Annotated in this window: 22 protein-coding genes; 11 read left to right on the forward strand and 11 right to left on the reverse strand. The window is 62.2% G+C overall.

Going from position 1 to position 20,756, the window contains the following annotated elements; genetic code table 11:
- Positions 1–12 precede the first annotated feature (12 nt).
- On the forward strand, positions 13–1,308 hold the full coding sequence (locus QBK88_RS21965) for an NAD(P)/FAD-dependent oxidoreductase (RefSeq protein ID WP_277963695.1): 1,296 nt from the start codon (positions 13–15) through the stop codon (positions 1,306–1,308).
- 166 nt (positions 1,309–1,474) lie between these two features.
- Here QBK88_RS21965 and QBK88_RS21970 read toward each other — a convergent pair whose 3' ends face one another.
- Positions 1,475–2,338, reverse strand: coding sequence for a DMT family transporter (locus tag QBK88_RS21970; RefSeq protein WP_445764978.1), 864 nt, complete (start codon positions 2,336–2,338; stop codon positions 1,475–1,477).
- Positions 2,339–2,597: 259 nt separating this feature from the next.
- Here QBK88_RS21970 and aceK point away from each other — a divergent pair, with 259 nt between their 5' ends.
- Complete coding sequence (gene aceK / locus QBK88_RS21975; RefSeq protein WP_277963697.1) at positions 2,598–4,319, forward strand: bifunctional isocitrate dehydrogenase kinase/phosphatase; 1,722 nt, start codon at positions 2,598–2,600, stop codon at positions 4,317–4,319.
- Positions 4,320–4,322: 3 nt separating this feature from the next.
- On the opposite strand, the gene QBK88_RS21980 is transcribed toward aceK, so the two are convergent.
- Positions 4,323–5,042 (reverse strand): TorF family putative porin, encoded by a 720-nt coding sequence (locus QBK88_RS21980; protein WP_277963698.1) that lies wholly within the window; start codon positions 5,040–5,042, stop codon positions 4,323–4,325.
- A 173-nt stretch (positions 5,043–5,215) separates the two neighbouring features.
- Complete coding sequence (locus tag QBK88_RS21985) at positions 5,216–5,404, reverse strand: hypothetical protein (protein WP_268148952.1); 189 nt, start codon at positions 5,402–5,404, stop codon at positions 5,216–5,218.
- A 315-nt stretch (positions 5,405–5,719) separates the two neighbouring features.
- Between QBK88_RS21985 and QBK88_RS21990 the strand changes: the two genes are divergently transcribed.
- Together QBK88_RS21990 and QBK88_RS21995 are read left to right on the forward strand one after the other, a co-directional pair.
- On the forward strand, positions 5,720–6,556 hold the full coding sequence (locus QBK88_RS21990; RefSeq protein ID WP_277963699.1) for a S1-like domain-containing RNA-binding protein: 837 nt from the start codon (positions 5,720–5,722) through the stop codon (positions 6,554–6,556).
- Between the two features lie 83 nt (positions 6,557–6,639).
- Complete coding sequence (locus QBK88_RS21995; protein WP_268148956.1) at positions 6,640–7,035, forward strand: DUF2177 family protein; 396 nt, start codon at positions 6,640–6,642, stop codon at positions 7,033–7,035.
- A 52-nt stretch (positions 7,036–7,087) separates the two neighbouring features.
- Here QBK88_RS21995 and QBK88_RS22000 read toward each other — a convergent pair whose 3' ends face one another.
- Together QBK88_RS22000 and QBK88_RS22005 are read right to left on the reverse strand one after the other, a co-directional pair.
- Positions 7,088–7,468 carry a hypothetical protein gene (locus tag QBK88_RS22000; RefSeq protein WP_277963700.1) on the reverse strand — a complete coding sequence of 127 codons (381 nt, stop codon included), beginning with the start codon at positions 7,466–7,468 and terminating at the stop codon, positions 7,088–7,090.
- 215 nt (positions 7,469–7,683) lie between these two features.
- Entirely contained in the window at positions 7,684–9,165 is a 1,482-nt protein-coding gene (locus QBK88_RS22005) for a NosD domain-containing protein (protein WP_277963701.1), read from the reverse strand.
- 249 nt (positions 9,166–9,414) lie between these two features.
- Between QBK88_RS22005 and QBK88_RS22010 the strand changes: the two genes are divergently transcribed.
- The 3 genes from QBK88_RS22010 (at position 9,415) to def (ending at position 11,295) form a co-directional block, all read left to right on the forward strand.
- Positions 9,415–9,594, forward strand: coding sequence for a CsbD family protein (locus tag QBK88_RS22010; RefSeq protein WP_268148962.1), 180 nt, complete (start codon positions 9,415–9,417; stop codon positions 9,592–9,594).
- 192 nt (positions 9,595–9,786) lie between these two features.
- Complete coding sequence (locus QBK88_RS22015) at positions 9,787–10,740, forward strand: YihY/virulence factor BrkB family protein (protein WP_277963702.1); 954 nt, start codon at positions 9,787–9,789, stop codon at positions 10,738–10,740.
- A gap of 15 nt (positions 10,741–10,755) precedes the next feature.
- Positions 10,756–11,295, forward strand: a complete 540-nt coding sequence (gene def, locus QBK88_RS22020) for a peptide deformylase (protein ID WP_277963703.1) — start codon at positions 10,756–10,758, stop codon at positions 11,293–11,295.
- A gap of 53 nt (positions 11,296–11,348) precedes the next feature.
- On the opposite strand, the gene QBK88_RS22025 is transcribed toward def, so the two are convergent.
- Together QBK88_RS22025 and QBK88_RS22030 are read right to left on the reverse strand one after the other, a co-directional pair.
- Positions 11,349–12,164, reverse strand: a complete 816-nt coding sequence (locus QBK88_RS22025; protein ID WP_445764979.1) for a class I SAM-dependent methyltransferase — start codon at positions 12,162–12,164, stop codon at positions 11,349–11,351.
- A 100-nt stretch (positions 12,165–12,264) separates the two neighbouring features.
- A complete protein-coding gene (locus QBK88_RS22030) occupies positions 12,265–12,663 on the reverse strand; it encodes a GNAT family N-acetyltransferase (protein WP_277963705.1) in 399 nt (132 codons plus the stop codon).
- A 289-nt stretch (positions 12,664–12,952) separates the two neighbouring features.
- Between QBK88_RS22030 and QBK88_RS22035 the strand changes: the two genes are divergently transcribed.
- Together QBK88_RS22035 and QBK88_RS22040 are read left to right on the forward strand one after the other, a co-directional pair.
- Positions 12,953–13,207 carry a DUF2790 domain-containing protein gene (locus QBK88_RS22035; RefSeq protein WP_268148972.1) on the forward strand — a complete coding sequence of 85 codons (255 nt, stop codon included), beginning with the start codon at positions 12,953–12,955 and terminating at the stop codon, positions 13,205–13,207.
- 105 nt (positions 13,208–13,312) lie between these two features.
- The gene (locus QBK88_RS22040; RefSeq protein WP_277963706.1) at positions 13,313–13,939 is read left to right on the forward strand and encodes a DUF998 domain-containing protein; all 627 of its coding nucleotides are present in this window, start codon (positions 13,313–13,315) and stop codon (positions 13,937–13,939) included.
- A gap of 118 nt (positions 13,940–14,057) precedes the next feature.
- Here QBK88_RS22040 and QBK88_RS22045 read toward each other — a convergent pair whose 3' ends face one another.
- Positions 14,058–15,248 carry a trans-sulfuration enzyme family protein gene (locus QBK88_RS22045; protein ID WP_277963707.1) on the reverse strand — a complete coding sequence of 397 codons (1,191 nt, stop codon included), beginning with the start codon at positions 15,246–15,248 and terminating at the stop codon, positions 14,058–14,060.
- Between the two features lie 27 nt (positions 15,249–15,275).
- Positions 15,276–16,343, reverse strand: a complete 1,068-nt coding sequence (locus QBK88_RS22050; protein WP_277963708.1) for a nitronate monooxygenase — start codon at positions 16,341–16,343, stop codon at positions 15,276–15,278.
- A 202-nt stretch (positions 16,344–16,545) separates the two neighbouring features.
- On the opposite strand from QBK88_RS22050, the gene QBK88_RS22055 reads away from it, so the two are divergent.
- Positions 16,546–17,205, forward strand: coding sequence for a LysE family transporter (locus tag QBK88_RS22055; protein ID WP_277963709.1), 660 nt, complete (start codon positions 16,546–16,548; stop codon positions 17,203–17,205).
- 209 nt (positions 17,206–17,414) lie between these two features.
- Here the strand turns inward: QBK88_RS22055 and QBK88_RS22060 are convergent, their stop codons facing one another.
- The gene (locus QBK88_RS22060) at positions 17,415–18,203 is read right to left on the reverse strand and encodes an AraC family transcriptional regulator (protein ID WP_277963710.1); all 789 of its coding nucleotides are present in this window, start codon (positions 18,201–18,203) and stop codon (positions 17,415–17,417) included.
- Between the two features lie 191 nt (positions 18,204–18,394).
- Here QBK88_RS22060 and QBK88_RS22065 point away from each other — a divergent pair, with 191 nt between their 5' ends.
- Positions 18,395–18,880: a GyrI-like domain-containing protein gene (locus QBK88_RS22065; RefSeq protein WP_268148984.1), complete on the forward strand. Its 486-nt coding sequence runs from the start codon at positions 18,395–18,397 to the stop codon at positions 18,878–18,880.
- A gap of 13 nt (positions 18,881–18,893) precedes the next feature.
- Here QBK88_RS22065 and QBK88_RS22070 read toward each other — a convergent pair whose 3' ends face one another.
- The gene (locus tag QBK88_RS22070) at positions 18,894–20,549 is read right to left on the reverse strand and encodes a phosphoethanolamine--lipid A transferase (RefSeq protein ID WP_277963711.1); all 1,656 of its coding nucleotides are present in this window, start codon (positions 20,547–20,549) and stop codon (positions 18,894–18,896) included.
- Between the last annotated feature and the right edge of the window lie 207 nt (positions 20,550–20,756).

Here is a 20,756-nt window from a genome sequence, read left to right on the forward strand (position 1 = left end):
GTGAGAAATGTGATGGTGGTGCATTCAGAACATGCCCGGTCGTATTACGCGGCAACCGCAGGCCAGATGCTGGAGTACCCCTGCCTGGGGGAAGACCTGGTGGCGGATGTGTGCGTGATCGGCGGTGGCTTCACTGGCGTCAACACGGCCCTGGAACTGGCCGCGCGTGGCCTGTCGGTGGTGCTCCTGGAAGGGCGGCGAATCGGCTGGGGCGCCAGTGGCCGCAACGGCGGCCAGCTGATCCGCGGCATTGGCCACGCAGTGGACGGTTTCGCCCGCTACGTGGGCAATGACGGCGTACGCTACCTGGAGCAGGCGGGTATCGAGTCGGTGGCGCTGGTGCGCGAACGCATCGAGGCCAGCGGCATCGATTGCGACCTGCGCTGGGGCTTCTGCGAACTGGCCAACACCCCGGCCCAGTTCGCGGCGTTTGCCGAGGAGCAGCGCTGGCTGGGAGAAATGGGCTACGCCCACGAGACCCGCATTGTCGGCCCCGCGCACATCAGGCAGGTGGTGAACAGCGACCAGTACGCCGGTGGTTTGGTGGACATGGGCTCGGGGCACCTGCACCCCTTGCGCCTGGTGCTGGGCGAAGCGCGCCTGGCCCAGGCCCAAGGTGTGCGCATCTTCGAAAACAGCCCGGCGCTGGAGATCATCCATGGCAGTACCGTGCAGGTGCGCTGCGCCGGTGGCACCGTGCGTGCCGGCCACCTGGTCCTGGGCTGCAACGCCCACCTGGATGACCTGGAACCGCGCTTGAGCGGCAAGGTACTGCCCGCGGGTAGTTACATTGTCACCACCGAGCCGCTGGGGGCCGAACTGGCTGCCAGCCTGATTCCGCAGAACCTGGCGCTGTGCGATCAAAAGGTGGGTTTGGACTACTACCGTCTGACAGCCGACAACCGTCTGTTGTTCGGTGGCGCCTGCCATTATTCAGGGCGTGACCCGGCGGACATCGGCGCCTACATGCGGCCGAAGATGCTCAAGGTTTTCCCGCAACTGGCCAACGTGCGGCTGGATTACCAATGGGGCGGTATGATCGGCATTACCGCCAACCGCTTCCCCCAGGTAGGGCGCCTGAGCCAGTACCCCAACGTGTATTACGCACAGGGTTACAGCGGCCACGGCGTCAACGTCACCCACTGGACGGCGAAACTGCTGGCCGAGGTCATTCACGCGGGCCACAGTCACGGCTTCGACGTGTTCAGCAAAGTGCCGCACATGACCTTCCCGGGCGGCAAGGCCCTGCGCTCGCCGCTGTTGGCGCTGGGCATGGCGTGGTACCGGCTCAAGGAGATACTGGGCTGATGCCACACCTGCAGGACCGGACGCCAGCTCGGGAACAGGCACTGCGATGGTCTTGACATTGCACGTCGCTTCCCTCCCGAGCGTCGCCCGGTGCAGCAGGGCCGCCATCTGCCTGATACTCTGGTGATGGTATGCGGTCAGGTCCGTGACACGTTCGCACCAGCACTTATTTCGCAGGTCTCAAGACCAGGTACAACGCCACCCCGATCAATACCCCGCCATACAAGTGCGCCCACGACAGCGGCTCACCCAGCAGCAACGCTCCCCACAGCACCCCGAACGCCGGAATCATGAAGGTCACGGTGCTGGATTTCACCGGCCCGATGTCGCTCAGCAAGCGGAAATACAGGATGTAGGCGAACGCCGTGCACACCAGGCCCAGGCCCAGCAACGAGCCCCACACTTCCCAGCCACCCCAGCTCGCCGGGGGCGCGATGGTGACGCTGGCGGCGAACAAGGGCAGTAGCAGTAACGTTGCCCCCAGCATGCTACCCAGCGCCGACAGGCGTGGGTCGAGGCCGCCTTGCTGGTCCAGCCAGCGCCGCGCGAGGAAACCGGCGAAACCGTAACAGGTGGTAGCCAGCAGGCAGGCTCCGGCGCCCATGGCCAATTGTGCGTCGAAGGCCACCGGGCCGGCGCGGGTGAGGATGCCCACGCCGAACAAGCCGACAAACACGCCCAGCAGCTTGATAGGGGTCAGGCGTTCATGGAAGAACAGCCCGCCGATCAGCACGCCCATCAACGGGGTGGTGGCGTTGAAGATGGCCGAGTAGCCCGCTGGCAGCACCTGGGCGGCGACGGCGTACAGGGTGGCCGGCATGCCCGAGTTGATCATGCCCAGCAGCAGGCAGGTCTTGAGCTTGCCATTGAAGGCCCATTTCACCCGCATCAGCGCCAGCATGACCAGCAACCCGGTGGCCGCGATGGCCACGCGGAAAAAAGCAGTGGGGAGTGCACCCAGTTCCGGGGCGATGACACGCATGAACAGAAAGCTCGCACCCCAGACGGCGGCCAGCAGCAACATGTTCATGAGGGAGGCGGGTTTCACGGGGATCTCCTGATCCGATTGGCAGGGCGCAAGTGTCCTTGAGCGGTTGGGCCTGCGCAAGGGTTGGCGCTGCACCGCCGCCAACCCTGTAGGACCGGGCGCCAGCTCGGGAAGCAGGCGCTGCGGTCTTCAGGTACTACGCGGTGGCCCCTTCCCGAGCTTCGCCCGGCCCCACAGGTCGCGGCGGCCACTGGCTGCTACGCTTGGGTTTCCTGTATGCCTTTGCAGAGGCCCGTGACCCATGGCGCAACAATGGCCGGCGGCCGAGATCGCCCGTACCATCCTTGATGGCTTCGATGACTACCGCGAACAGTTTCGCCTGATCACCGACGGCGCGCGCGGGCGCTTCGAGCAGGCCCAGTGGCAGGAAATCCAGGAGGCCTCGGCAGCCCGCATCAGCCTGTACGAAGAGAAAGTCGGCCAGACCGTGACTCGCCTGCGCCACGGTTTTACCACTGAGGTGTTCACCGACGTGGATCAGTGGCCGCTGGTCAAGAGCGCTTACATTCGCCTGATCGATCTGCGCTTTGACGATGAGCTGGCGGAAACCTGGTACAACTCCATCTTCTGTGGCCTGTTCAGCCATGACCTGATCAGCGACGGCTGCATGTTCATCCACACCACGCGACCCTCCTTGCGCGGCGAGCGGGCGCCGCAGACTCGTCTCTATGCGCCCAATGGCCAGCTGGCGGGCATGTTGGCCCAGGTGTTCGCCGATTACCGTTTCGACGTTGCCTACGCAGACCTGGGCGGCGATATGCAGCGTCTGGAAGGCCAGCTGCGTGAGCACCTGCCCGACTGGGTGTGCAAGGACGGTGAACTGCGCCTGGAGCTGTTTTCTTCGGTGCTGTACCGCAATAAAGGCGCCTACCTGGTGGGACGCCTGTTCACCCATGACGAGCAGTGGCCCGTGGCAATCGCATTCCTGCACCGTGAAGGGCAGGGCGTGCGCATTGATGCGCTGATCACTGATGAGGCGGAGGTGTCGATCATCTTTTCCTTCACCCGCTCGTATTTCATGGTGGATGTGCCCGTGCCCGCCGAATTCATCGGCTTTCTCAAACGCATCCTGCCGGCCAAGCACATTGCCGAGCTCTACACCTCCATCGGGTTCTACAAACACGGCAAGTCCGAATTCTACCGCGCGCTCATTCACCACCTGGCAGACACCGATGACCGCTTCATCATGGCCCCCGGGGTGCGCGGCATGGTCATGTCGGTGTTCACCCTGCCAGGCTTCAACACGGTGTTCAAGATCATCAAGGACCGCTTTTCACCGTCCAAGAATGTCGACCGCAACACGGTGATCGAGAAATACCGCCTGGTGAAAAGCGTCGACCGCGTTGGGCGCATGGCCGACACTCAGGAGTTCGCCGACTTCCGTTTCCCGCGCAGCAAGTTCGAGCCCGAGTGCCTGGCCGAATTGCTGGAAGTCGCGCCGTCCACCGTGCAGGTGGAAGGCGAAACCGTGCTGGTTCGGCATTGCTGGACCGAGCGGCGCATGACCCCGCTGAACCTGTACCTGGAAAGCGCCAACGAACCCCAGGTGCGCGAGGCGCTGGAAGACTACGGCCTGGCGATCAAGCAACTGGCGGCCGCCAATATCTTTCCCGGTGACATGCTGTTGAAGAACTTTGGCGTCACCCGTCATGGCCGGGTGGTGTTTTACGATTACGACGAGATCAGCTACCTGACCGAGGTGAATTTTCGCCAGATCCCGCCGCCGCGCTTTCCAGAAGACGAGATGGCGTCGGAACCCTGGTATTCCATCGGCCCCCACGACGTGTTTCCCGAGGAATTTCCGCCTTTCCTGTTCGCCGATGCGGGCCAGCGGCGCTTGTTCAGCCAGTTGCATGGCGAGTTGTACGACGCGGACTATTGGAAAGGCCTGCAGGGGGCGATCATGGATGGCAAGGTGATCGACGTGTTTCCGTACCGCCGTCAGCAACGCGACAACGAATAGCGGTCAGAACAGCGCGCGTTGAGCCTGGATGACCACGGTGCTGTCGCACCAGCTGTTCTGCCCGGAATAGGCCACGCATTCGGGCCCGCGCAGGCTCGAGTCGCTGTAGATGAAGTTCAGGTCCACCCCCATGAATGCCCGCGACAGTTGCACGGACCAATCGTTGAAACCGCGCACCTCGGTGTCGTCGCCGATGGTGTAGGGGGTGTCCAGCTGATGGCTGCCCACTTTCATCCGCACGCCGAAGTCCAGCAGCGGCACGGTGCCAAAGTCGGCGAACAGGGTGCTGTCGCGACGGCCCGGGTCATCGCTGAAGGCCGCGCCGAAGCGGTTGCCCAACAGCGTCAGGCCGGCGTACACCTCGTGGCTGTCATTGGTGGCAAGGTCGGGAAAGGTGTAATGGATCACGCCGACTTCGTATCCCAGGTTGCCGGTGAGGGAGCGCTTGAAACCGGTGTAGGTATCGATTTCCAGGTTGGTGGAGGCGGTCAGGCCCATGCTGGGTGCCCACTGGCCGAAATACCAACCGCTGTCGCTGCTCAGGTCCACGCCGCCGTGCACGCTCTCGGTGCTGGCCGGCTTCACCAGGCCTTGCGCCATGGAGCGGGCGGGGCTGGTGCCGAACTGCAGGTTGTAGTCGCCCAGGTCCCGCTGCAACAACTGCGCGCTGACGTTCTGGCTGGCCAACAAGGTGGCAATCATGAATAGGCTGGGCTTGAGCATCATGCTCCCCCGGGCTGGAAGGCCTGATCTAGAGGGGCCAAGCATACCGGTGAAAACAAGGAGGTTCATGCCATTCGTCGGTTTTCATGGCGCCGATCGGCTGAAAGACATCGAGGGGGGAACTGCGCAGGCAGTGGGCCGAGAGGCCCACATGCCCGGGGAGGTCGCTTGGGTTATTTCTTGCCCAGGCTGATGTGGCGCGATGGCGTGAAGGTCTGGCCGCTGACGCCTTTGGCGATCTGCTGGATTTCACCACCGCCCTTGAGGAATGCAGCGATCTGGTCGTTGATCGATTCGCTGGTTTCCACTGCTGGAGCGGGCTTGGCTTTGCTGTTGGAGGCTTTTACACGCATGGCTGCCATTCACCTGTGCAATTACAATACGGCCAGTGATTATACCGGACAGGGCATTTAATTGCTGACTTAATATTGACGCAAAACGTGGCGAATAATTGTTTGTCAATCGCTTGTTTCAATTTTCATGTGGGCCTGTAACTTCCTGTTTTAATGGAAAAGTTTGATGAAACACCGGCTCATGGTGCGCTATCGGGCGATGCCCGGCGACCAATGGCCTGACGAACGGCCGCCAAGCCCTTGAAAATCAAGGCCACGCTCGCCACAGCAGCGGCGGGCGGCGATCTCGGGTAGAATGCGCGCACGAAACGAGGGTTTTTTCAGATGGCTTTAGTCGGGCGCTACAACAGTTTGCAAGTGGTTAAACATACGGATTTCGGTCTGTATCTGGATGGCGGCGCCGACGGCGAGATACTGCTGCCCAACCGCTATGTTCCCAAGGATATTCCCAGCGAAGATGAAGATTGGCTGAATGTCTTCGTCTACCTGGACAGTGAAGATAAATTGCTGGCCACCACGGAAAAACCGAAAGTGCAGGTAGGCGAGTTCGCCAGCCTCAAGGTGGTGGAAATCAACAGCATTGGCGTGTTCCTCGACTGGGGCCTGCCCAAGGACCTGTTGCTGCCTTACTCGGAAGAGAAGCGTGAGCTCAAGCAGGGTGACTACTGCGTGGTGCATGTCTACCTGGACAAGCGCACCAAGCGCATCACCGCCACCGCACGCCTGGACCGCTACCTGGACAAGCTGCCCGCCAACTACAGCGTGGGCCAGGAAGTCGACCTGCTGGTGGCCGAGGAAACCGACATGGGTTTCAAGGCCATCATCAACAACAAGCACTGGGGCCTCATCCACAAGAACGAGGTGTTCAAGTTCCTGCGCTCGGGCAAACAGGAAAAGGGCTTCATCAAGGAGCTGCGCAGCGACGGCAAGATCGCCCTCAGCCTTCAGCCAGTGGGCGAGCAACTGGTCAGCAGCCTGCATAACCAGATCCTCGCCAAGCTGCGCGACAACAACGGCGTGCTGGCGGTCAGCGACAAAAGTGACCCGGCCGTCATCAGCGGTCTGTTCGGGGTCAGCAAGGGCAACTTCAAGAAGGCCATCGGCGCCCTCTACAAGGAAGGCAAGCTGGTCATTCATGCCGACCGCATCGAATTGACCTGAAGCCTTGAGCCAGACACCCCGGTGAACTTTTCGCGCCGGGGTCGGGCCTACACTGTACGAACCCCATTCGAGGCAGTGTACCGATGAAAAAAGCCCTGATCGCCTACGTCAGCACCCTTCTTGTGGTCCTTGTCCTGGACGCGCTCTGGCTGGGCGTGCTCATGGGCCCTACCTACAAACAGATGCTCGGCTCGCTGATGCGCGACAAGCCACTGCTCGGCCCTGCGGCAGGGTTCTACCTGCTGTATGCCCTGGGCGTGGTGGTACTGGCCGTGTGGCCGGGCGTGACGGCAGGCAGCGTGTGGCGCGGCCTGGGTTATGGCGCGATGCTGGGGCTGATTGCCTACGGCACGTATGACCTGAGCAACTGGGCAACCCTGGTTGGCTGGCCGCCGCTGCTGGTGTTCATCGATATTTTCTGGGGTGTGGTGCTGACGGCGCTGGCGGCAGCGGTGGGCGTGTGGGCCGCTGACCGCTGAACCCCGGTGCAGGCAGGAGCTGGCAAACCAGCTCCTGCACCGCGGGCGGTGTTCAGTTCTGCAGAAACTGCGCGAAGCTGACGCCGGTGCCGGCAGGCCGCACGTCCTTGAGGAACGAGTCCTTGTCAGCACTCAGTTCCAGGCTGACAGTAGACTTGCGCTTGCCCTCGTTGCGCACTACCAGTCCTTCCATTTTTTCGCGCAGGAACGCCGTCGGCACCCTCAGGTGCAGCAGTTGGTCGGTGCTGGGCGTGTGCATGAGCATGTGAATCCATTCGTACTGCCCGATCGCCAGGCGGCCGACTGGAATATCGAACCAGAAGATATTTCGACGAGCGTCGTGCAGGGTGAAATGGCAGTTGTTGACACCGAGCACCGCGCCGCCGAGTTCTTTGTTGCGGCGCGCGATGGCCTGGGGTTTGTCGAGTTTCATAGAAGTCCTACGCAAATGAAGCGTCGGCGCTGTGGCCGAATACGCGGTGCATTCTCGGGGTAAAACGCGCAAACATAAAGCCAAACCTGACCAAGCTCGCGCAACACGGCTGTAGCAGTGATCGCAAGGCCGCCTCCCAGGCACCCCCTGATGGCGCATGCGCTGGGTGAAACTGACGCGGCCTGACGGCTGCTACAGGGCCGTGGTGTATGGCATCAGCGCGGCAGGGCCTTGCTCAGTTCCGACGTGGCGCCGTCCGGGCTGGTGGCGGTAACGGTGAACGAACGGTTGGGCTCTTTCACGTCCAGCGGGAAGCTGAAGTTGGCCACGCCACGGCCGTTGGTGGACACGTACACCTCGCCCAGGAAGTTGGCCGCCTCGGTTTCAGTGGGCTTGGCATTGCCAAACACTTCGACGCGATAACGGCTGTTGGGTTCGCCGCTGACTTCGCCATGCAGGCGCCCGGCCGCGATGGCACGCAACTTCGGGGCCGGCTGGTTGTGGTTGGGCTGTTGCTGGCAGTCGGCGGTGGCCGCGCCCTTGGCCGCGCACACGGTGGCCTTGCCGGGCTCGACACCACCGCCGCGGGAACCGACGAAGGTGACATTGTCCGGGCCGGGTACGCCGAACACGATGGCGCCGGTGTGCTGGCCAGGAATGCACGCGCCGCCGCTCTGGCAACGGCGAATGTCCTGGCTGTTGTCCCAGATGCGGTTGGCGGTCAGCCGGTTGTTGTGGCTGACGGCCTCTGGGCGCAGGGCGATACCGATGCGGTTGCCGTGGATCAGGTTGCCGTCCAGCAGGTTGTCGCTGCCGGTGACGCTGATACCGATGGAATTGCCGCTGAGCACGTTGCCGCCCAGGTAGTTGCGGTCACCGGCATTGATCTGCACGCCGTCCGAGTAGTTCTCGAAGCGGTTGTGGGTCAGGGTGTTGTCGCTGGCCTGCATGATCTCCACGCCCTGAGAGGCCTCAGGGGTGGCCTTGGTGGCTCGCACGAGGTTGTCGGCCACCAGGTTGAACGCCGCGCCGCGGGTCAGTTCCAGGCCGTCACCGTTGTCGATGAGTTGGTTGCGCACGATGCGGTTGTTGTTCGTGGTGTTCGCCGTGGCATTGCCCTGGCCGTCATCGCCGGTCAGCAGGATACCGGCGCCGCCCTTGTTGGCGACGATGCGGTTGTCATGCAGGTTGTTGCCGCCGGCACGGTTGAGCAACACGCCGATGCAGAAGTTGCGCACCTCCAGGCCGCTGATGTCCACACCCTGGGTGTCCCGCAGTACCAGGCCGGGGTTGCTCAGGGTGCGCACATTGGCGCCGTACTGGCCGGCCACCGCGCCCGGGCACGCCTTGGCGGCGTCGCCCTGCACATAGGCCGAGCCATCGATGGCGATGAAGTCGCCGGTGTGTTTCCACGCGGTGCCCTGGATGGCCACCGGGCCCTTGATTTCCGGGAGCGGGGTGGCCGGCTTGATCACGAAGGGGGCATTGCCCACCGCCTGTATTTCAATGCGGTAGTGGCCGGGGTTCTGGTTGTTCTGCTCGATGGCCCAGCGCAGGGTGCCATCCTTGCCGTCGTCGGCATAGCTGTTGACCACCAGGGTCTGCGGCGCATCCGGGGTCGGGGTGGGCTCGTCCGCGTGGGCAGTCAACGCGGGCAAGGCCAGCAGCAGGGCTGCCAGTACTGGGGAAACACGCATGGGTATCGATTCCGGGAAAAACGCTGTTGTTTTTTCGCGTTCGCCGGCTCGGTGGCGAACGCGCGGCATGATTCTAGTAGATGCAGAACGCGGTGGGTGGAGGGTGCGAGTGGCTGCGGTCGATATTCGCCCAGTGCTGTTCATCGGGTAAAGGTATTTGCCGATAAAAAATTGAAACTCTGGCGCGAAGCGGTCAGTCAACCTTATGTCGACTTTAGACACCCGTACTTTCCGGAAAGGAGAAATACCATGAGTGGCACTAAAGACAAAGTGAAAGGCAAGGCTAACGAAGCTCTGGGTAGCGTCAAAGAAGGCGCTGGCAAGCTGGTGGGCAGCGACAAGCTGCGTGCCGAAGGCGCCGCCGACAAGGCCAAGGGCAAAGTCCAGCAAACTGTCGGTGAAGCGAAGGACAAGCTGAGCAAGCACTAACTGGCTTGCCTGCGGTCTGAACGGTACAGCGGTCATCCTCGGATGGCCGCTGTGCTGTCTGGACATCGCCGGTAACCGTTCCAGTTTCGTGTTCTACGCTGTTTGAGGTAAAACCTGCGGCCCGTGCACGCGCCCCAGGTCCCGGCGTTTCACTTGTTTTACCCCCCCTCAATGGCGGCGAAAGGAGACGCTATGATTTTCCCGGAATTGCGTGAACTGTCTTTAAAGAAAGTGCTGGTTCGTACGGTGAAGGAATTCCTCGACGATGAGATGTCCACCTACGCCTCGGCGCTGGCCTACCAGATGCTGTTCTCGCTGTTTCCCTTCATCCTGTTCCTGATCGCCCTGATCGGTTTCCTGCACCTGCCGGACTTTTTCTCCTGGCTGCGCCTGCAAGCGGGCCTGGTGTTGCCCCCACAGGCCCTGGACTCGGTCAACCCGGTGATCGACCAGTTGCAGCAATCCAAGGGTGGGCTGCTGTCGTTCGGTATCGTCATTGCCCTGTGGACCGCCTCTGCCGGCGTGCGGTTGATGATGAGCGCCATGAATGCCGCCTACGATGTGGTGGAAGAGCGCCCGGTGTGGAAGCGCATTCCCCTGTCCATTTTCTACACGGTGGGCATCGCCGGCATGCTGCTGGCCGCGGCCGCGCTGATGGTGCTGGGCCCGCAGGTGATGGGCTGGCTGGCCGGGCAGATTGGCCTGGAAGATTTCATCGTGACCCTGTGGACCGTGGCGCGCTGGCCGGTCATCGTCATTCTGATGATGGTGGCGGTGGCGTTGATCTATTACGTGATGCCCGACGTCAAGCAGAAATTCCGCTTCATCACCCCAGGCTCCGTGCTGGCCGTGGTGGTCTGGATCATCGCCTCGCTGGGTTTTGCGTTCTACGTCCAGCGGTTCGCCAACTACAACGCCATGTATGGCAGCATCGGCGCGATCATCGTGCTGCTCCTGTATTTCTACATTTCCTCGGCGGTGCTGCTGCTGGGGGCGGAAATGAATGCGGTGATCGAGCACATGTCCGAAGAGGGCAAGGAACCGGGCCACAAGGAATTTCCCGAAGACGAGCCCGAAGGTGATAAAAAGCATGTTTCGGGGCTGGGACGCGATCACTCGATCAAGCCGGACCCCGAGCAGGCCTGATCGGGGAAGTGCCCAATGATTCGTGACATTCTGAAAATGGGTGATGAGCGCTTGTTGCGCGTCGCCCAGCCTGTACCGGCCGAATTGTTCGGCACCGCTGAGCTGGAACAGTTGATAGCCGATATGTTCCAGACCATGGAACACGTGGGCGGTGTGGGGCTGGCGGCACCGCAGATCGGTGTAGACCTGCAACTGGTGATCTTCGGTTTCGAGCGCAGCGAGCGCTACCCCGACGCCGAAGCGGTGCCGCAAACCATTCTGATCAACCCGCTGATCACGCCCTTGAGCCCTGCCACGGAAGAGGGATGGGAGGGTTGCTTGTCGGTGCCGGGGTTGCGTGGGGTGGTGGACCGTTATGCGTCCATTCGCTACGAGGGGTTTGACCCCAAGGGGCAGGCGATCCAGCGCGTTGCGCATGGGTTTCATGCGCGGGTGGTGCAGCATGAGTGTGATCACTTGATCGGCCGGCTTTACCCCTCTCGGGTCACGGATTTCACCCGTTTCGGATTTACCGAAGTGCTGTTCCCCGGGCTGGATCCTGCTTCGGACGATTGACCTCTGGTGTGGCAGCTGGGGGGCGTCGAGCCCTTTCCAGCTCCCCTATGGGTTCACTCCCTGGCCACGGCCACTGGCTTGATGAACCGCAACGTCATGCGGTCCGATTCACCGATAGCCTTGTACCTGGCCTTGTCCTTATCCCCCAGTTTGTAGGTCGGCGGCAGCGTCCATACGCCTTCGGGGTAGTTCTTGGTGTCCTTGGCGTTGGCATTGACTTCGCTTTGCCCGGCCAGGGTGAACCCCGCGTCCGTGGCCAACTTGATCACGTAGTCGGTGGGCAGGTAGCCGCTGCTCTTGATCTGTTCAACCGTCTCGCCGGGCTTTCCGCGGTGGTCCACCACGCCCAGGGTGCCACCTGGCTTGAGCACCTGGTAGAAGCCCTGGAACATCGCCTTGGCGTTGTCGGCCATGACCCAGTTGTGCACGTTGCGGAAGGTCAGCACGGCATCAGCGGAGTCATCCGGGCCGAATTTCGGCTGCTTGGGATCGAAGGTCACCAGGCTGGCCTTGCTGTACTGCGCTGGCGTGCCAGCAAACTTCTGTTTGAGGGTGTCGGCGCTGCCAGGCGATTGCACGGCGGCGATGTATTGGCCGTGGTCCCTGAGCAGCGGTGCCAGCACTTCGCTGTACCAGCCGGTGCCGGGGGTGATCTCGATGACCGTCTGGTCCTGGCGCAGGCCGAAGAACTGCAGGGTCTGGCGAGGGTGGCGGTAGCGATCCCGGGCACTGTTGGCCGCGTCACGCCAGGAACCCTTGAGCACGCTGTTGAACGTCTGCTCACTGATGTTGGACGGCGGTGCAGCGGCGGCCAGGGTCAGGGCAAAAGCAGGGGCCGCACAGGCAAGGGCAAGTACCGCCAGGGTCAGACGTTTCATGACAATCCTTATATGTCGGGGGATAGCTTGAGGCTAGCACGCGTGCGGCAACACCCGCCCACACATTTGCGGCGGGCAACCTGCCTGGCGGTTATAAGCGTGCCATGGCGATCAATGCCTTGTTGCGCTGGTAGCGAACCAGCCGTTCGTTCAGCACCTGAGGCAAGTCGTAGTGCTCGACGAACCCCGAGCGTTGGTAGAAGCCGGCAAGGGCCGGGTCGCAGAACAGCCACACCGGGCCCGTGACGCTGGCCACCGCCTGCTCGATCAATTCGCCAGCGACTCCCTGGCCGCGCCAGGCCTGGGCCACCAGCAAGCCCGTCAGCCAGTGCCCATCGGCCACCGGCGTGAGGTTCAGTGCGGCAATGATCTCGCCCCGGCGCGTTACCCAGGCGCGCGCGTTCTTGTCGCCGCGCATGGGGGAGCGCTGGTCACGGTAAAACTTGTTCAGTAGGGGCCACAGGTCGGCGGGCAGAGGGGCAGGTGACACGAAAGGCGTTCCGAAGTCAGTCAATGACCGCCAAGCGTAAGGGGCTGCGAGCGCAGCGGCAAATGCGCTTTTCCATGGATTATTGCAAAGACAGCAACAGTGCATGTCGGCACTTGATCTTTATTCATCCTGAGGAAGTTGTATTCTATATATGTCCCCGCTGAAACAAACTCGCAGCCAGGACAGGTACTTCGTGTTACGCACTACGTGTGCTCCGCGTAACAACTTCTTCCCGCCCCAACACGGCAAATGAAGTCAATCAGCGTGATTGCTTTAAAGGCCAGATATCATGAAACGTCTTATCGTTGCTGCACTTGTTGCTTTCTCGACCGTTGCCGGTGCTGCCAGCTTGCCTGCGGCTCAGAACAACAGTGTTCAGGAATATACCTACGGCACTCACCTGGATATCGCCAAGGTGGTGAGCATGACCCAGATCCCGGATGTGTGCGAAGTGGTGCCGGCCAAAATGACTTACCTGGACCACCAGGGTGAACGCCACACCATTGAATACCGGGTGATGGGCAACGGTTGCCAGAACAACTGAAGCCTGCGGCCTGCCCCCTGACCGGGGGCGCGGCAGCCGGGGCCGCGACGCGGGTGCCCCGGCTGTAGTAAGGTACACGGCAATTATGACCCGCGGAGTGTTCGCTTGAAATCGTCCCCCCTGAAATACTTGTATGTGGCCGGCTTGGCCATCCCGTTCTGGATGGCGCTGGGCCTGCTGATTGTCGGCAGTATGTACCCCGGTTACAGCCACTTTGAACAGTCCATGAGTGTATTGGGGGCGGTGGACGCACCGACGCATTCCCTTTATCCGCTGTTCAATAACTTTCCGCTTGGCGTGTTATTCATTTTGTTCGGGGTAGGGGTTTACAAGACATTCCCGCAATCGGCACTGGGGCGGCTCAGTGGTGTATTGATCATGTTGCACGGACTGGCCAGTTTTGTAACTGGAGATTTCTCATGTGACGCAGGTTGTAACATGGATGCCCCTTCCACTGCCCAGGTAGTGCATCATTTCGGCGAACTGGTATTGCCCTGGAGCCTGGTATTGGCGGGGGCGGTGTGGGTGTGGTTGGGCCTGCGGCTTGAAGGGTTTCGCGGGTTGGCGTTTTTCTCCATGGTACTGACCCTGCTGGCGCTGATCACCATTCCGATGATGGTTATTTCGGCGAAGAATGGCATCGGCTTTGGGCTGTATCAGCGCGTCAACTACTTCACCTCGGCTATCTGGATAGCGGTATTCGCCGTGACCCTGCTGCGTCGCAAGGTCTGAGGCTGGCTAAACCTGCGCCTCTGTGGGACTGGGTGAAGCTCTGCAAGAGCGCTCGCGTATTGAACCAAAACACGCGGTCTCCTCTTCCCGAGCTTCGCCCGGTCCCACAGGGGTTGTGTCAGGCAATCGCTGCCAGTGCCTGGCGGATATCGCGCTCCAGGTCTTCCACGTCCTCGATTCCCACGCTCAAGCGCACCAATCCCTCTGTCACCCCATATTGCTCGCGTATGTCCCTAGCCACCGCGCTGTGGGTGGTGGACGCCGGGTGGCAGGCCAGTGAGTCGGTGTCACCCAGTGACACGGCCTGGGTCACCAGTTCCAGGCGGTCAAGAAAGGTGCGGGCAGCGCTCTTGCCGCCTTTGAGCTCAAAGGACATCAATGCGCCGAAGCGGCTCATCTGGCGCCGCGCCACTTCATGGCCCGGGTGGCTGGGCAGGCCAGGGTAGAACACCTTGGCCACCGCCGGGTGTTCATCCAGCAGCCGGGCGATGCGTTCAGCGCTCAGTGAAGCGGCTTCCACGCGCAAGGGCAGGGTCTTCAGCCCGCGAATCAGCAACGAGGCTTCGAACGGGCTCAGGCAACCACCGAATTGCTTCAGGCCCACGGTTCGAATCTTGTCCACCAGGGCGCGGTTGGCCACCACCACGCCGCCGGTGCTGTCACCATGGCCGCCGATGAATTTGGTGGCCGAATGCACCACCACGTCAATGCCCAAGGCCAATGGGCGTGTCAGGCAAGGGGTGGCGAAGGTGTTGTCAGCCACGGTCAGCACGCCATGGGCGCGGGCGATGCGCGCGGTTTCGTGCAGGTCGACCACGCCCAGCATCGGGTTGTCCGGTGTCTCGGCGAAAATCAGCCGGGTCTTGGGGGTGATGGCCGCTTCCAGTTCGCCCACCTCGGCCACATGAACCGACCGCACGCCGAAGCGTGGCAGCAGGTTGCGCATCACCCCTTCGGTGCCGCCGTACAGGGTGCCGACATGGATCAGTTCATCACCGCTGGACACCAGCGCCATGACCGTGGCGCAGATGGCCGACATGCCGCTGGTGAAGGCCACGGCGCTGTCGCCCCCCTCTAGGGCCGCCATTTTGCCCTCCAGGGCCGCGACGGTGGGGTTGGCGAAGCGGCTATACAGGTAACCCGGGCTCTCGCCGCTGAAGCGTTGTTCACCCGTGTCGAAATCTCCGTAGGAATAGGCCGATGCCGTGCTGATGGGGGTGGCAATGGCGCCGGTGCTGGGGTCCGGGTGCTGCCCGGCGTGTACAGCGAGGGTGCGTACACCCAGGCTGTGCGCGGTGTCCTTGGCCATGTCTGGCTCCTTCAAGACGTTGTCCTGTCAGAGAGTAGACCGCGCCGCGTGGTATTCCTCCTTGAGTTTCTCCACCAGTTCAGCCGCGGGCAGGCTGCGTGCCCGCGCCGCCTGGGTACCGGCCCAGTGGGCGGCGAATTCCGCCGAGCCGGCCTTGCTGGCGGCTGCGATCAGTTCCTTGCCCGCGTGGTAGGCGATGCCGAAGCCCGGCACGCGGGGATGACCTGGCGCGCCTACCTCGTTCATGAACCGGTTGACGATGCCCCGGGCCGGGCGCCCGGAAATCACCGTGGTCAATGCGGTGGTGCGGGCCCGCTCACTGCCGAGCATCTGCCGGTAGGCCGCATTGGCCGCCGACTCCGGGCACAGGATGAAGGCGGTACCCAGCTGTGCAGCCACGGCGCCCAGGCTCAGCACGTCGGCCACATCGGCACCGTCCATCAGGCCGCCGGCGGCGATGATCGGTATGTCCAGCTGTTGGTGAAGCACGCGTACCAGATCGCGTGTGCTCAGGTGCTGGTCCGGGCCGTGCTCGTCGAACACACCACGGTGGCCGCCGGCTTCCGCCCCCTGGGCAACCACGGCGTCAATGCCTGCGGCCTGCACGAGGCGGGCCTCCTCCAGCGACGTGGCACTGGCCAGCAGCACGATCCCCGCCTCTTTCAGCGCATCGATACGCGCCTGGGGCGGCAAGCCCAAGTGCAGGCTGACGATAGGCGGACGCTCTTCCAGCAGCATGTGCAACAGCGCGTCATCGTTGTAGAAGCTGGTGTAGATATCGTGCAGGCTCGCTGGCGCGGCGGCGCCGAATGCCTCGAAATACGGCTGCAGGTGTGCCAGCCAGGCGGCCTCTGTGGCCGCATCCGGGCGCGAAGGCCGGTTGCAGAACACATTGATGTTGAACGGCCGCGTGGTCAGTTCGCGCAGCTGGCGGATCATGCCGCGCCCGGCGGCGGCATCCACCGCCGCGATGGAGATGGACCCCAGCGCCCCGGCGTTGCTGACCTCGGCCGCCAGCCTGGGCGTGGCAGTGCCTGCCATGGGGGCCTGGATGATGGGCAACTCGATGCCCAGCAGCGTACGTGTGTCAGTCATGGTATAGCCCTGTGGTGGGTTCGCCTGGCTGCATCGTAGAAGGCTCGCGGTTATTAATACACAAGGCTCGCGCAATAACTGACATGAACGGCATTCATGTCGTGCAGATATTACTGACCTTGCAGGGCGCAATTTCTTCCAATACAACCATTTGCCCCTTCAGGCCCAATACGCCTGGTCAGCCACGATTCGGACACACCCCATGCAATTCTCCAGCGGTTTCCTCCTCAGTCTTTCCCTGTGCCTGGACATTGGCGTGGCCAATATCGCCATGATCACCCTGGCCATGCAGCGCGGTTACCTGCAGGGGTTCTGGCTGGGGCTGGGCACCTGTTTCGGTGACCTGGTGTACGCCATTCTGGCGCTGGTGGGCATGACGGTACTGTTGCAGTACAGCTGGGTACGCTGGGGGTTGTGGGTGGGAGGCTCTGTGTTGCTGGTGTATTTCGCCGTGAAGATGCTGGTCAGCGCCTGGCGCCATGAGAATAGCCTGCAGACGGGTGACGCGGCGCAGGCGGGGTCCGGGCTCAAGGAGTTTGCCCGCGGTATTTTCCTGGCCATGTCGTCGCCCAGCGCCATCCTGTGGTTCGCAGCGGTAGGCGGTACGCTGATCTCGCGTTCAGGTGGCGGTGGCCTGCTGGGGGCCGGGCAATTTCTGGCAGGCTTCTTCTGCGCCGGCGTAGCCTGGTGCGTGGCGATCTGCACGGCCGCCAGCCAGGGTGGGAAGCTTCTGGGGGCCCGGCTGTTGCGCTACGCCTATCTGGCTTCGGCAGGTATTTTCGCCTGGTTCGCGGTGTACGTGATCGGCTCTGGCTACCAGGAGTTCATCCTTGGCCAGGGGCCGGCCATGGCGGGCCGGTAAATAGTCAGGCGCGCGGCTTGGCAGGTGTTATACCTAATAGACCATCCACCCAACCACGGGAGTGCGCAGCATGAAAGGCATGGACTCGAAAAAGGCCGCCAAGAAGAAACCCACCAAGACCGCCGACGAGAAACGCGCAGAAAAACGCGCGAAAAAGTCGAATATTTTCGGCCATTGAGGCCTTGGCCCGCCGTGACAGAAGCCCGCGCTCAGCGGGCTTTTGTCTTGAAGGCCAGGGCGTAGGCACGTGGGGTCACGCCCATGACCTTGCGAAATGCGTTGATGAAGTGGCTCTGGTCGTAGAACCCCAATTGGCTGACGATCTCCAGTGAGTGCTGCTGGGCGCGCAGGCGTTTGCGCGCTTCCAGCAGGCGCAGTTGCATCTGGTACTGCAGAGGGCCCAGCCCGGTGTGTTTCTTGAAGCACCGCACGAAGTGGTACTTGCTCAGCCCCGCCACGGCCGCCAGGGCATCGAGGTCGATTCGCTCCCCAAGGCAGTCCCGCAAGTATTGCAGGCTGCGTTCAACGCTGGCGTGCTGCTCGCCGGCCTTGCCTGGCCCTGGCTGCATCCACTGGCACAGCAACTGGATGAAGGCTTCCTCGTGTTCGGCGCGGTGGGCGGCCGGGGTGCGGGCAAAGTCGAGGATGGCCGCGGCCAACCCGGGGTGCTGGAACACACCCTGTTCGAAGGTGCTGCCGGGCAGGTTGTTATCGTCAACCACTTGTTCGATGGCCTGGGGCGCCAGGTGCAGGCTGATGTATTCGACCCCGCTGGGGCTGAATTGCGAGGCCTGCACGGCCTGGGGGTTGTACAAGGTGACGGTGCCGGCGGGTGCTTCCAGTTCGTGGCCGTCGAGCCAGATGCGTTCGACCCCGACGAGGTTGGTGCCCAATACGTATTCATCATGGGTGTGGCGCGGGAAACTCGCGGCGTCGGCGCGTACCCACGAGGCTTCGACCACGGCGCCGGCATGCCAGTCTTCGGTAATCAGGTCCATGCCGACTTTTCCGGGAAACGGGAGGTCTGAACGGTAACGCAGGCATGAAATACCTGCAACCCGGGCACCCGTAGCAGACCTGGCCGCGTCCCGGGCGCCGCATGCTGTCAGGTACACCGCGTGTAGCCGCGACGCGGCCAGGTCCGCTGCTACAGTAGTGTTCGGACCTTCAATCTGGAAGAGAGGCAACCATGTCAGGTATCGAACCCACCGCCATCGAACCGCTGCGCTACGAAGAAGGCGCGGCACTGGTCATCGCCGGGCTATCGGACCGCTTCACCCAGGACACCACCAGTGGCATCGAAGCGCTGTGGCGTGATTTCGTGCCGTTTCTGGGCAAGGTGCCCGGGCAGGTCGGCCATGAGAGCTACGGGGTGTGCTGCAACCCGGATGGGTTAGGCGGCTTCGAGTATATCGCCGGGGTACAGGTGGAGACCGAAGAGGGCCTGCCCCAGGATTTTCGCTGGATCAAACTGGCGCCCCGTCGCTACGCGGTATTCGAGCACCAGGGCCATATTTCGGGCCTGGGGCAGACGTTCCAGGCCATCTGGCAGGTGTGGCTGCCCAACTCCGGCCTGGAAGCCGCCGATGCGCCCGAGTTCGAGCGCTACAGCGATGACTACGACCCCAGTACCAGCAGTGGCCGGCTGGAAATCTGGCTGCCGATCAAGGGCTGACCGGCAGCGGGGCTCATTGGCTGGCCGTCAGCGCACGGCGGCAGTCATGGAACATGTCCAGCCCGGACTGGTACACACCGGTCTGGACCTGGAACAGCCCCAGTACCGAGTGGAAGATATTATCGTGGCTGAGGTCGCCCTCGTCCTGCTTGGCTTTCAGGCAGGCGCGGTCGATACCTTCCTGGGCCAGAGTGTCCTGGCCGAACCACATCACCATGGGCACATGGGTCTGCGCGTCAGGGGCAATGGCGTAAGGTGCGGCGTGCAGGTACATTCCGTTTTCACCCAGTGACTCGCCGTGGTCCGACACGTAGATCATCGAGGTGTCGTACTTGTCCTGATTCTTCTTCAACAGCTCCACCACCTTGGACAGGAAGAAGTCGGTGTACAGGATGGTGTTGTCGTACACATTGACCAACTCGTCGTGGCTGCAACTGCCCAACTGGTTGGTACGGCACACCGGCTGGAATTGTTCCTTGTCCTTGGGGTAGCGGTCGTAGTATTCCGGGCCGTGGCTGCCGTCCGCATGCAGGACGATGATGGCGTTGTCTTTCAGGCCGTCGATGTAGTCTTGCAGGCCCACCAGCAGGGACTCGTCCAGGCAGTTGGTGCCGTCGCAGAACGGGCTCTTCTGGTCTTTGGGAATGTCCTGGTGGGGAATGCGCAGGCAGGTGCCCTTGCAGTCGCTGTTGTTGTCCAGCCACACGGTCTGCACGCCGGCGCGCTGCAGAATATCCAGCAGGCCCTCGTACGTTTTGCCCTTCTTGTCGCTGTAGTCGCTGCGCGGGAACATGGAGAACATGCACGGTACCGACACTGCCGTGGACGTGCCGCAGGAGCTCACCCGGCTGAAGTTGAGGATGTCCAGTTTGCGCAGTTCCGGGTTGGTTTCGCGCGGGTAGCCGTTGAGCGAGAAATGGTCGGCCCGGGCGGTCTCGCCCACCACGAAAATCATCAGGTTCTTCTTCGGCTGTGCCTTGGCCTGGGCGCTGAGTACCGCGTCGGTGCCAATCGGCTGCACCACCACGTTCTGTTTCACCGAATAGCGCGACTTGGCCAGCTTGGTCACCGCGTAGATGTAGTTGGTGGGGTTGATGAAGTGGGTGAGTTTGTCTTCCTGGCGGAAGATAGGAGCGTAGGTGGAATAGAAGGCGCCGACTGAAGCTGCCACCACCAGCAGGGCGGCAACGATGACCAGCACCTTGTTCACCAGGCCCGGGAAGAAGCGCCGGTACTGCACCGGCAACCACCACACCAGTGCCGAGGGCAGTACACCCAGCACCAGCAGGTAACCGAACAGTTTCGGGCTCAACAGCGCCTTGGCTTCACCGGGGTTGGTTTCCACCACGTTCTGGATCATCACCGTGTCGATGGCGATGCCGTAGTTGTTCATGAAATACGCCGCCGCCGCCGAACACAGCGCCACGACGGTAATGACCGGTTTGAGCAGCGGGCGGAATGACACCAACGTCAGGAACACAGTAAAGGCAGCCCACAGGAACAGGCCGAAGGACAGGTAGAACCCCGCCCGTTTGGCGCCCTCCAGGGTCACCAGGTTGGCCAGGGCCTCCCAGGTTGCCAGGTTGTACAGCACCACCAATGCCAATGAACACAGCAACACCAGCCGTGTTGAACTGAGCTGAAACCGTCTGCCCTGACTTGTCACCATCGTTACTGCTCCTCGCCTCAAACCTGCTACCGGGATCGTGTGCCCATGCGGGCTGAAAAATCTAGCCGCCACACCGTCAAAAAAGCGTGAACCTGTAACATAGCTCAGGGCGAAAATGCCGTCGTTTTTATTGACGCAGGCCAGTGGGTATTGGGCTGGTGCTTACCAGCGGCAGGCTTATTGCCATTCGCGCTTTCAGTTGTGCGA

It is taken from the genome of Pseudomonas sp. RIT-To-2 (genome assembly GCF_029623465.1).
Taxonomy (GTDB): domain Bacteria; phylum Pseudomonadota; class Gammaproteobacteria; order Pseudomonadales; family Pseudomonadaceae; genus Aquipseudomonas; species Aquipseudomonas silvicola.